Annotated in this window: 10 protein-coding genes; 4 read left to right on the forward strand and 6 right to left on the reverse strand. The window is 56.6% G+C overall.

Features of this window, described 5'->3' with window-relative positions; all coding sequences use genetic code 11:
• Positions 1 to 347 precede the first annotated feature (347 nt).
• Positions 348 to 2,360 carry a transketolase gene (gene tkt, locus C8P63_RS18060; RefSeq protein ID WP_108026647.1) on the forward strand — a complete coding sequence of 671 codons (2,013 nt, stop codon included), beginning with the start codon at positions 348 to 350 and terminating at the stop codon, positions 2,358 to 2,360.
• A gap of 367 nt (positions 2,361 to 2,727) precedes the next feature.
• Here the strand turns inward: tkt and C8P63_RS18070 are convergent, their stop codons facing one another.
• A complete protein-coding gene (locus tag C8P63_RS18070; protein WP_108026651.1) occupies positions 2,728 to 4,080 on the reverse strand; it encodes a YjiH family protein in 1,353 nt (450 codons plus the stop codon).
• Positions 4,081 to 4,371: 291 nt separating this feature from the next.
• Positions 4,372 to 4,590, reverse strand: coding sequence for a hypothetical protein (locus C8P63_RS18075; RefSeq protein WP_108026653.1), 219 nt, complete (start codon positions 4,588 to 4,590; stop codon positions 4,372 to 4,374).
• A 213-nt stretch (positions 4,591 to 4,803) separates the two neighbouring features.
• On the opposite strand from C8P63_RS18075, the gene C8P63_RS18080 reads away from it, so the two are divergent.
• The gene (locus C8P63_RS18080) at positions 4,804 to 4,986 is read left to right on the forward strand and encodes a hypothetical protein (RefSeq protein ID WP_108026656.1); all 183 of its coding nucleotides are present in this window, start codon (positions 4,804 to 4,806) and stop codon (positions 4,984 to 4,986) included.
• A 76-nt stretch (positions 4,987 to 5,062) separates the two neighbouring features.
• Positions 5,063 to 6,580 (forward strand): coproporphyrinogen III oxidase, encoded by a 1,518-nt coding sequence (locus C8P63_RS18085; protein ID WP_108026659.1) that lies wholly within the window; start codon positions 5,063 to 5,065, stop codon positions 6,578 to 6,580.
• Positions 6,581 to 6,612: 32 nt separating this feature from the next.
• Here the strand turns inward: C8P63_RS18085 and C8P63_RS18090 are convergent, their stop codons facing one another.
• Entirely contained in the window at positions 6,613 to 7,071 is a 459-nt protein-coding gene (locus C8P63_RS18090; RefSeq protein ID WP_170109752.1) for a macro domain-containing protein, read from the reverse strand.
• A 754-nt stretch (positions 7,072 to 7,825) separates the two neighbouring features.
• Here C8P63_RS18090 and C8P63_RS18100 point away from each other — a divergent pair.
• Positions 7,826 to 8,980, forward strand: coding sequence for a cation:proton antiporter (locus tag C8P63_RS18100; protein ID WP_108026668.1), 1,155 nt, complete (start codon positions 7,826 to 7,828; stop codon positions 8,978 to 8,980).
• Positions 8,981 to 9,015: 35 nt separating this feature from the next.
• Here the strand turns inward: C8P63_RS18100 and C8P63_RS18105 are convergent, their stop codons facing one another.
• From C8P63_RS18105 to C8P63_RS18115, 3 genes are all read right to left on the reverse strand, one after another.
• Positions 9,016 to 9,804 carry a class I SAM-dependent methyltransferase gene (locus C8P63_RS18105; protein WP_170109753.1) on the reverse strand — a complete coding sequence of 263 codons (789 nt, stop codon included), beginning with the start codon at positions 9,802 to 9,804 and terminating at the stop codon, positions 9,016 to 9,018.
• Positions 9,805 to 9,863: 59 nt separating this feature from the next.
• A complete protein-coding gene (locus tag C8P63_RS18110; protein WP_108026674.1) occupies positions 9,864 to 10,646 on the reverse strand; it encodes a class I SAM-dependent methyltransferase in 783 nt (260 codons plus the stop codon).
• A gap of 139 nt (positions 10,647 to 10,785) precedes the next feature.
• Entirely contained in the window at positions 10,786 to 11,679 is an 894-nt protein-coding gene (locus C8P63_RS18115) for a glycerophosphodiester phosphodiesterase (protein ID WP_245921029.1), read from the reverse strand.
• Between the last annotated feature and the right edge of the window lie 283 nt (positions 11,680 to 11,962).

Here is an 11,962-nt window from a genome sequence, read left to right on the forward strand (position 1 = left end):
GAGAGAAGCGACCCCGGCGAGACTTGTGCTCTGTGAGTGCATAGCGAGACCGGGGAGAGAAGCGACCCCGGCGAGACTTGTGCTCTGTGAGTGCAACCGGAGCGGCTTCGGGTGGATGCCGCCGCTCACTTTTTCACAATACTTCTATTGCATGCTATAATAACCTGAACGTATGACTTGCTCCACACGGCGAAAGTACCCTTGGGGAACTTCCTGCGGGCGCGGCAGGGTGATTCGGTTTTCAGCCCGTGTTTTAAAGTGTGGTGCTCTCACTTTCATCCCAATCCTGAAGGGCCGGGTTTTCCTGCTCGTTTCCCTATCACAAGGACAAGGAGGACGTCGTAGCGATGACGAACAACAGCCGGTCGGTCGAACAACTGGCCGTCAATACCATCCGTATGCTGTCCATCGACGCAGTGGAAAAAGCCAAGTCCGGCCATCCGGGAATGCCTATGGGGGCCGCCCCGATGGCGTATACGCTGTGGTCACGCTTCATGAAGCACAACCCGGCCAACCCCCGTTGGTTCAACCGGGACCGCTTCGTCCTGTCCGCTGGACACGGCTCCATGCTTCTGTACAGTCTGCTTCATCTTTTCGGGTACGACCTTCCAATGGAAGAGCTGAAAAACTTCCGTCAATGGGGGAGCCGAACCCCCGGTCACCCGGAGTTTGGCCATACTCCCGGTGTCGAAGCGACCACCGGTCCCTTGGGGCAGGGAATCTCCAACGCCGTGGGGATGGCGATGGCGGAGGCCCATCTGGCGGCTGTCTTCAACCGGGAAGGATATCCGGTGATCGACCACTATACCTACACCATCTGCAGTGACGGGGATCTGATGGAAGGGGTGGCGGCAGAAGCGGCTTCCCTGGCGGGTCATCTTGGACTGGGGAAACTGATCGCTCTCTACGATTCCAATGATATTTCCCTCGACGGCCAGACGGCCCACGCTTTTACCGAAGACGTGGCCCAACGGTTTGAAGCGTACGGCTGGCAGGTGCTCCGGGTGGAGGAGGAAAACGACCTGGATGAAATCGCCGCCGCCATCGAAAAGGCCCGGGAAGAACACTTCCGCCCCACCCTGATCGAAGTGAAGACCACGATCGGTTACGGCAGCCCCAATCTGGCCGGCACCCATGAAATCCACGGAAAAGCCATGGGTCCGGAAGAAGCGGCCAGAGTGCGGAAGGAACTGGGCTGGCAGTGGGAGGAACCTTTCTTCGTTCCCGACGAGGTGAAAGATCATTTCAGCCGCCTGAAGGATCAGGGGCAGCGGGCGGAAGAGGAATGGAACGACCTCTTTGAAAAATACAAGCGGGCCCATCCGGAACTCGGAAAGCAGCTGGAGGAGTCGATCAACAAAGAGCTTCCCGCAGACTGGGACCGCGAGTTGCCGGTCTATGAACCCGGGGAGAAAATCGCCACCCGTGCGGCCTCCGGGGATGCCCTGAACGCCTTGGCAAAAACCATCCCCAACCTGTTCGGCGGATCCGCCGACCTGGCTTCCTCCAACAAGACCACCCTGAAGGAGGAAGGCGTCTTCCACGCGGAGGACTACTCCGGACGCAACGTCTGGTTCGGAGTGCGGGAACACGCCATGGGAGCGGCCCTGAACGGAATGGCGTATCACGGGGGGCTGCGTCCCTACGGCGGAACGTTTCTCGTCTTCTCCGATTATATGCGCGGCTCCATCCGGCTGGCGGCGCTCTCCGGTTTGCCGGTCCTCTATGTGCTCACCCACGACAGTATTTCCGTCGGGGAGGACGGACCCACCCACGAGCCGGTGGAGCATGTTCCTTCCCTGCGGCTGATTCCCAACTTAAAGCTGTTCCGGCCCGGGGACGCCAATGAAACCGTAGCGGCTTACCGGTATGCCATGACCCGGAATGACGGTCCGGTGGCCCTCGCTCTCAGCCGTCAAGGTCTCCCGGTCCTGGAAGGCACGGCGGACCTCGGAGGCGAGGGGGTGTCGAAGGGCGCCTATGTGTTGTCGGATGCCGAGAACGGCAATCCCGATGTCATCCTCATCGCCACCGGTTCCGAACTCAGCCTGGCTGTTGAGGCCTGCGAAAAATTGAAAGAACAGGGTGTCCAGGCCCGCGTCGTCAGTATGCCCTGTCGCGAACTCTTCGACGAACAACCGGAGTCCTACCGCGCCTCCGTTCTCCCTCCGGATGTCAAAGCCCGCGTTGCCATCGAAGCGGCCCATCCCTCCGGTTGGGAGAAATACACGGATGACCGCGGCGCGGTGGTCGGCTTGGATACCTTCGGTGCCTCCGCTCCCGGCGGTTTGGTGATGGAGAAGTACGGTTTCACAGTGGAGAATGTGCTGGAACATGTGAACAAGGTGTTGGACCGTTAAAATGGTTTTTAATGGAACCCCCCGGTGAGGGATCTCACCGGGGGGTTATCAGTTCTGAAGCATGATTCATTTGCGGGTTCCTGGGTTCCCCGGGTGATGATCATGGAAAATGACCGCCACCGTGTGGCGGTGAGGGTTTCCGTTTTGGTTCAGGTCACAGGCTGCAGCCGTCCGACCAACCTGGCGATGTCGCAGGAGATCAGAAATGCAGCGACTGCTCCGATTCATACCTCCCCTTCCGGCATGCAGGCATCGATTTTCTGAATCTGCACCTTCTGAGCTCCCTGTGCTCCAAATACGTTTTTAGTATATAAAAAACGGATCCGAAGATTTTCCGGATCCGTTTTTGGATGGGGATGCTGAAGGATCAAAAAATCAAATGTGCCATCAGAGCGACCACCGGAAGAGTGATCAGTGTTCGCAGCAGGAAAATGACGATCAGGTCCTTGAAGTTGACGGGCACGTTGGAACCGAGGAGAAGTCCCCCCACTTCGGACATGTAGATGAGCTGGGTGACCGAGACACAGGCGATGACGAAGCGGGTCATCTCGTTTTCAATGCCGCTTCCGATCACCGAAGGCAAGAACATATCGGCAAAGCCGATCACCATGGTTTCGGCTGCCGCGCCGGCTTCGGGGATCTGGAGCAGGTTGAGGAGCGGAACAAAGGGTTTGCCGAGCCAGGTGAAAACCGGGGTGGATTCGGCGATGATCAGAGCGATGGTTCCCAGAGCCATTACGATCGGAACGACTCCCATCCACATGTCCAAGACGTTTTTGACTCCGCCCTTCCATACTTCACCGAATCGCTGTCCCTGGGCCCGTACGGCGGCCTGACGGATTCCCCATCCAAATGCCGTGTTCCCGGCAGGAATCCTTTCATCCAGCTTCTTGAACGCACCTTTGTAGTAATCGTCCGGCTTCCGGGAGAGAGGCGGGATTCGCGGCATCACGACGGCGGCGACGAAGCCCGCAATCACGATGGTGAGATAATAAGGGACAAACAGATGATCCAGCTTCATTTGGGCAAGCACGACGATGGTGAAGGTGATGGAGACGACGGAGAAGGTGGTCCCGATCACGGCGGCCTCCCGCTTGCTGTAGAAGCCATCTTCATACTGTTTGTTGGTCAAGAGCACCCCGATCGTGCCGTCCCCCAGCCAGGAGGCGATACAGTCAATGGAAGAGCGACCGGGCAGGGTGAACACCGGACGCATGATCCGGGTCAACAGCGCTCCGAACAGCTCCAGGAGGCCGAAGTCCATCAAAAGGGGAAGAAACAGACCGGCAAACAAAAAGACGGAGAACAGTACCGGGATCAGGTCAAACAGGAGCAATCCGCCGGTGTTTTCCGACCAGACTGCCGCCGGTCCGATTTTGTATAAGGTGAAAAGGGCAAAAATGAAGCCGAGGATGCGGGCGGTCAGCCAAAGCGGTTTAACATCGAAGAGAGCCTTGAAGAAGGGCCGGTCCATGATCCAGGCAGGCTTCAACGCCTTGGCAAGAACGGAGCCGACCACCGTCAAAAGGAGGATGAAGGTCATCAGGTGGGGAAGGATGTCAGCCATGCGTTCCTGCAACCATCCCGCCAACAAGGCCACCGGAATGGTGACGCCGTCTTTGGAGGGAATGGGGATCATAAAAAGGAAAATGCCGATGAAAGAAGGAATGAGAAACTTGAAGTAGTCCCATTTGGCAAGCGATTGTTCCTGGGGTTTCATGAAGGTTCACCTCTGGTGGGAAGTATACGGTGTTTGAAAGCGAATACATTCGTCTCACATTGTAGTATGCAATTGTGATAAAAATCAAACGGTTTCCTTTTCCTGAAAGGTCCGTCATGTATAAAAAACAATATAAACCGGTCGGCTTTTCGCAAGTTCGACGCAAAAAGATGTATAATCAAAATGATTACTTTATAAAAATACCATCCTTTGGTCAGATTGAAAACTGCCAATACATGGATTTTTATTCGATGAAGCCCGGCGGAAAATTCTCCGCCGGGCTTTATGTGGTTATAACAAAAGCAGGAGGAGGCCGGCCAATAAGAGCAGTCCTCCACTCCACCGGTTCGAACGGGCCGTACGAATCCGTTCCTTTCTGAACAGCGACTTGGGCCGGGGATCCAACCATCCACCCGCTTCCGACGGTTGTTGCCACGAGATCGGAGCGACGGAGATCCCGATCAGGGTCAGCCCGAGAATGAGCATAGCCAGTCCCACGACAGCTGTCATGTGCCTTCCCTCCCCGGGGGGTGTTTTTGAACCGATGCTTCCCATTTTATGCGCTCCAATGTAAAAATGTGTTTTTTCATTTCCACACCTATCCCTTCCACGGGGAGGGAGATATCCGCTGACACCCTGACCATCGGCAGCCACCGTGGGGACTGAACGGGTCCGGATCGGGGGAAACTGCTGAAAAAAGTCATGAAAGAAAGGAGCTTCCCCATGCGCCGAAGTCAAACAGAGAGGATCCTGGTGATCCAGACGGTTCTCCACGGATCGGCGGACCTCCGCGACAACCTGGATCCGATCGGTGAGGAGGAAGGGACGGTCGGACGGCCGGAACGGACCGGAACCGGGCGTCCGGAGTTTCCATCCCTCATTGATTTCCATCCGGGAGTAGGCTAGACTGAGAAAAGGTGAATTCACGGTTTGAAATGGAGGTGCGTGCGGCCTCGATGGACGGAGGTCTGCACGGCTTTTTATGAAAAGACTGTTTGTCTCAGGGGTTCCTGCTGCGTTTCATCGCGAGATTGAACTGATTACCGGTCTGTTTTTTCCCAAGGTGAAAGTGACCGGAGAACGGCGTGAAGCGGACGGAATCATCCATATCCATATGGAGGTGGAAGACCGGATCCGGGTGGGCGTGACATTGACCGACCCTTCCGGGAATCAGGCCTGGCACGGTTTTCATGAACGGGACGCGCTGAAAGCCGGTTCGGACAAAGAGCAGCGCAAACAGATCAAGCAAGTGCTCAATCACGCCTTGCTCCAGGTACTGGAAGAAGCGACGGGGGTTCGGCAGCCTTGGGGGATCCTGACCGGCGTACGGCCGACGAAGCTTCTGCACAACATGCTGCTGAACGGGGTTTCCCCGGAAAGAGCGTCGGCGATCCTGGAGCTGGACTATCGGTTGATGCCCGATAAAATCGAGCTGTTGCAGGAAATCGTGGAGCGGCAGACGACGGTCCTTCCCGATTTGTACGAACTGGACCGGGAAGTGAGTCTGTACATCGGGATCCCCTTTTGTCCGACCAAGTGCGCCTATTGCACGTTTCCGGCTTACGCCATTCGGGGCCGGAACGGTTCCGTGGAGGAATTTCTCTCGGGCCTTCATGAGGAGTGTGAAGTTGTGGGGGACTGGTTGGAACGGAACCGCCTTCCCGTCACCACGATCTATTTCGGAGGGGGGACCCCCACTTCCATCACTGCCCGGCAAATGGAGGACCTGTTCGAGAAGATGAAGGCATCGGTCCCGGGGTTTGACCGGGTGCGGGAGCTGACGGTGGAAGCGGGCCGCCCCGATACCCTGGATGAAGAAAAGCTGGAGTTGCTCCGCCGTTGGGAAGTGGATCGGATCAGCATCAATCCGCAGAGCTTTGAGGAAAACACCCTGAAACGGATCGGACGCCATCACACGGTCAAAGAGACCCTTGACAAATACCGGATGGCGCGCTCCATGGGACTGAATAACATCAACATGGACCTGATCATCGGGTTGCCGGGGGAAGGATTGGAAACCTTCCGCCAATCCTTGGAAGTGATGGAAGAGCTGCGTCCCGAATCCCTGACCGTTCACACCCTTTCCTTTAAACGGGGATCCCATATGACCCGGAACCCGGAGAAGTACAAGACGGCGGATCGATCCGAGATCACCGAGATGGTCAACGTTGCCCGGGACTGGACCCGGAGGATGGGGTATGTTCCCTATTACCTGTACCGGCAAAAAAATATCCTGGGGAATCAGGAAAACGTGGGCTACGCTTTTCCCGGAGAGGAGAGCCTTTACAACATTTTGATCATGGAGGAACGGCAGACGATCATCGGATTGGGGTGCGGAGCGGTCAGCAAAATCATCCCCCCCGGGAGCGGGAAAATTCACCGCTTCCCCAACCCCAAGGAACCCCAAGCTTACATCGACACGTACCGGGAAAACATCCGGGAAAAACTGAAAGCGCTGGATCGGGCCTATGGCACCGGCCAGGCCGTTTCCCTGAGCTGAAAAAGCAACCGTCTCGGTTGCTTTTTTATCATTCATTCCCGGTTGGCGGGCGGGACCAGAATGACCCGGAGCCCAATTCCCTCAAATGCTTCCATGATTTTTTCTTTCACCGATTCCCAGTCGACCCCGCCCGGTTCCACTCCGAGTGGGGGAATCGCCACTGACCGGAGTTTAAGATCCCGGCAGGCCCGGACCAGAGCGGGCAGTCCTTTCTCGACAGTTTCCAACCGGGCGGGCCGCCTCCCGGTGCGTTTGACGGGGAAGTTGAGGATATAACGGGGGCGACTTCCCTCCGGGGCCAGCGGAACGACAAACACGTCTCCGACAGTGATTTTTCGCAGACGGCAGGCCCTCCGGTAAGAGACGAAGTTTTCGGGGAAGGCTTCCCGGAACCGAATCGCCCCGGGTTCCGGCAATCCCCGGCAATTGATGGGGTTCACGAGGGCATCGACGGGTTGTTCGACGATATCCCCGTGGCGGATCTGGATCAAGCGGAATCCTCCTTTCATTACAACCCATTGGTTGGAGTGTCCATTCCCACTTTATCATACCGGTAAAGCCGTCGGTTCCCACCACTCGAGGTTCAAGCCGCTTTGTTCGGCTTAGTCTGCGGAGCTCTCCGGCTGCGGGCAGACAGCAAAGTCGCTGTTTCGGGTAAACGCTTCCCTTTCCGAGCCTGACCATCCATCACAACGCTTTTAACAGGACTCCGATCGGATCTCCGGACTCGCATGAATTCCGGCGATTCAGACAGGATAGAAGGAGGGGTGAAATCAAATGGCCGATCAGCCAACACCGGACCGACAAGTCCGTTCAGAACAGATGAGGCGGCAATCTGCCGAAGACCTTCGTGATTCAATCGCGGAAGAGTTTCGTAAGGATCATTCACCGGATCACGACGGGAAAAAAAAGGCTCCGCCGCGACGGGATTGCGGGGGAGTGTAACCATTCAGGAAAGCGGGTTCTCCGGAACAGTTCGGACGGAGTCCCGCTTTTTTGCCGGTTCCGCTCCAATCCGTCCTCCGTTTGCCATTCCCAACGGTTTTTTCAGCAAACTCACACTTCCGTGTGGGCCGTTTACCTGGCCGGCTGGGATGGGGAGCTTTTTCGACCGTATATCCTGAAAAAGGTGAGAATCAACTGTAACAAAACCATCATTCTTATCTGGACTTGGGATTTTTAGTCTTTTGTATGATGATAGGAGGTCATGTGAGATTCTTTCTCATCCTTGGGGGAGGGGTTGCGATGCTGCTGTTCTTCAAATTGCTGATTATTTTGGTTTCCACCAAGTTGGCGGGGGATTGGAGCGTCCGTCTGGGGCAACCGGCGGTGCTTGGCAAACTGATCGTCGGGATCGTCATCGGTCCGGCCTTGCTCGGTTGGATTGAAAATTCGGATCTCATCGGGGAACTAAGTCAGATCGGTGTCCTGCTGCTGATGTTCATCGCGGGACTGGAGACTGACATCCAGGAACTGAACCGAAACCGGAACTCCTCCCTGGCGGTGGCCGTCGGAGGGATCATTCTCCCGCTTTTGGGCGGTTACCTCGGGGGCCTCGCCTTCGGACTGGATCAACCGCAGTCCCTTTTTATGGGGCTCCTTTTGTCTGCGACGTCGGTCAGCATCACCGTCCAGACCCTGAAGGACATGGGACGCCTTGATTCGCGGGAAAGCGTCACCATTCTGGGTGCGGCGGTGGCCGATGACGTTCTGGTGGTGGTGTTGTTGGCCTTCCTGATGAGCTTTATGGGTGCGGAGGATGTTTCCCTGGGGATGGTGATCGGCAAGAAGGTGCTCTTCTTTGCGCTTTGCATTGGGATCGGCTGGAAGCTGGTTCCTTGGGTGATGCGAAGACTGGCTCCCCTCCGTGTGAGTGAATCGGTGATCAGCGCCGCTCTCATCCTTTGTTTTTTCTTCGCCTACATGGCGGAAAAGCTGGGCGTGGCGGCGATCATCGGTGCCTTTGCCGCCGGGGTGGCCCTTTCCATGACCCCTTACAAGCATGAAGTGGAACACAAAGTGGAACCGATCGCCTACGCCATCTTTGTCCCGGTCTTTTTCGTCAGCATTGGGTTGGAGGTTTCCTTTCAGGGATTGGGGGACCAGATCCTCATGATTGTGATCCTGACGGTGGTGGCCATCCTGACCAAATTGATCGGAAGCGGGTTGGGGGCCAGGTTGACCGGGTTTTCCAAGCGCTCGTCCTTGGGGATCGGAGCGGGGATGGTTTCCCGCGGCGAGGTGGCCCTGATCATCGCCGCCATCGGTTTGGAGGCGGGTCTTTTGAGGGAATACTTCACTTCCACGGTCCTCGTGGTGATCCTGACCACCTTGGTGACGCCGCCGCTGTTGAAAATCATCTTCGGAGAGAAAGAAAAAACCGGCCGGAAAACGGCTTGAAGTGAGAGAGACCCGGGGGAGACCGGGTCCTTTTTTTACGAGGCTTCTTTTTTCGCCCACCAGAGGGTCCAACGGTCCCGGTCCGGGATCGGTCCGGTCCGTCCTTCCGACTGCAACCGCCGGCGGATGGCGAATGCCAATTGCTTTAATTCTTCGTTGCTCAATTTGTGAAGAATGGATCGACCCGTGCGCCGCAGAAGATCTTTCTCCAGAGCCGCAGGGGTTGGGTGAACCGTCCGGGTTTCCCACAGCTTCCGTTGTGAAGGAGGGAGAAAGCCGGCGTTTATCATCGCCGATTTCACACGGTCCGAGGGGTGTCGCCGGGCACATTCCTGCACTTTCAACCGGGGAAAGATCTCAAAAAACATTCCTCTCAGATGCTCTCCGGAAGGGGGCAGGGTGACATCATCGGGCGTTCGGTCCTGAACGAGGATCATGCCTCCGGGCTTTAAGATCCGGAACAATTCCCGGAAACAGCCGGAGAGGTCGGTCAGGTGATGAATCACTGCCCGGAGCAGCACGATGTCGAAACTTTGATCCATAAGGCCGGTCTGTTCCGCCTTGCCCAGTCGCCATCGGATCGTTTCATATCCGGTGCTCTTTTCCCTGGCCGCTTCCAGCATGACCGGGGAGGGATCCACCCCCGTCACATGCGCTCCAAGATCGGCGAGGGCGCGGGTGTAAATCCCCCCGCCGCAACCGATGTCCGCCGCCTGCCGGCTCTTGGGATCAAAGAGGTTCCGGATCGCCTCCCTCCATTCCCGGGAAGCGAGTCGCCCGCTGCAGGCGTTTCGGTTTTCGGGGTGGAAAAAATCGATGCTCACAAAGCTTGCAACCCCTTTCAAAGGATGGATGGAGAATCCGGCCACCGAAGGCGGGATTTTTATTTCCGACAGATCCACATGCTTTTTCGAAGGATCAGCACCGGGTCGTCTTCCGACGGATCAAAACCCAATGTTTTCCGTACCGGAACGGGGGAGCGGGAAAGGAGATCCATGGCCTTTTTTCGGGATTCATCCGGAGTCCGGGCCCGATCCATCCATTCCTTCCACCGGACGGGGGTTTCCCAACTTCTCACATGGGAAATCGCAGAAAACCCGGCGGACTGCAACAGCCGGGTCCATTCATCCACGGGATATACCCGGTGATGGGAAGGATCCCGGAGCCGCTCCACTTCGTTGAGGATCCGGTCGGAATCGGGGTCGTCGGGGGCAGTGTTGTCCACCAGAATCAACCGACCTCTGGACACCAACACCCTGTGGATTTCGGAAAAGACCCGGTCCGGACGGGGAAAATGGTGTGGGGCGATCCGGCAGGTGGCCACGTCGAACAACCGATCGGGAAAGGGGATGTCTTCGGCGTCGGCCAGCGACCAGGTGAGGTTTTGCAATCCTCGTTTTTCCGCTTCTTCCGCGGCCACTTTCAGCATCCCGGGAGTCAGGTCGAGGCCGACAACCCGGTGGCAAAACCCGCTGAGGACAAAAGCGGTGTGCCCGGTGCCGGTGGCGATGTCCAGTGCGAGGAGCGGAGTGGAAGACCGGGCCACTTCTTCTCCGATCCATTGAAGATCCTGTCCCCGGGAGTGGATGGCACTGTCCCGATAACCCGATGCGGAACGCTGAAATTGGTCACGGACCCATCCTTTCGTGGAATCCGTCGCATCCATGGCATTCCCTCCTTCGTTTCATCTGACGAAAATTGTTTTCATCTTACAAAACGATTATATCACGGGGGATGGGATGGGTAAAGATGGGAAATCGGTCAACAAAAAAGGGCACGGGTGTCCGTGCCCTTTTTGGGGATGATTATTTGTGGTGGTGGGTGTACCCCAGTTCCGGGTAATCGGTGATGAATCCGTCCACTCCGGCTTCAAACAAGCGGTCCGCCGCTTCCCGGTCCCGAACGGTGTAGGGGAGGATCTTCATTCCGTGTTGATGAACCCGACGGACCAGTTCCGCGTCGACCAAGGCCTTGTTGGGGTTCACATAATCGGCATATCCGGCGAAAGAATCGAGATCGTCGTCGGTGACGCCGGTTTCTTTGTAAGCTGTGTAGCTGACCAGAACTCCCACCGGCACGGAAGGCATTTGCCGGTGAAAACGCTGTACGGAATCATGGTCGAAGGATTGGACGATGATTTTGTCGCCCCGATTGTCCAGATTTTTTTCCGCCAACATGTCGGCCACTTGTTGTTCGATCCCGGGATAGAGAGAGGGACTTTTCAGTTCGATCAGGATCTTGATCCCGGTTCCTCTGTAGCGGTCCAGGGTTTCTTCCAGGGTGGGGATTTTCTCCCCGGCGTACTTGTCGCTGAACCAGCTTCCGGCATCCAACGCCTTCAGTTCCGTCAGGGTGAGATCTTTGACGGCGCCGGTGCCGTCGGTGGTTCGGTCGACCGTGGTATCGTGCATCAGGACCAGATGACCGTCCTTACTGCGCTGCACGTCCAGTTCGAAGTAGTCCGCCTTCATCTCCACCGCTTTGTCAAAGGCGGCAAGGGTGTTTTCCGGTGCATGGCCCGAAGCTCCCCGGTGAGCCACATTGAGAAACTTGGAATGCTGAATATTTCCGCTTTCCGATTCGGAGGGGGCTGTGGTCGCAGTTTCCGGATTCGGGGACATCCCCGTGAGAACCGTCAAGGCGACCAAAGCCAGCATCAGCCAGCCGGCAGTCCACCGGCCGTGTTTCCGACGACTCATGATGTATCCTCTCCCTTATGATGTGTTCAAGCTCAGTATAGGGCCGATTTGTGAATCCAATTTTAACTAATCAAAAATTTTATGCTAATTCTTTGGATAATTCCAAGGGGAGAAAAATTACGGGGGATGGATCAGATGGGTTGTGAAAAAGTGAGTCAGCAGCATTTACCCGAAGCCGCTCCGGTTGTACTCACAGAGCACAAGTCTCGCCTGGGGTCGCTTCACTCCCGGTCTCGCTATGCACTCACAGAGCACAAGTCTCGCCTGGGGTCGCTTCACTCCC

It is taken from the genome of Melghirimyces profundicolus (assembly GCF_003054245.1).
Classification (GTDB): domain Bacteria; phylum Bacillota; class Bacilli; order Thermoactinomycetales; family DSM-45169; genus Melghirimyces; species Melghirimyces profundicolus.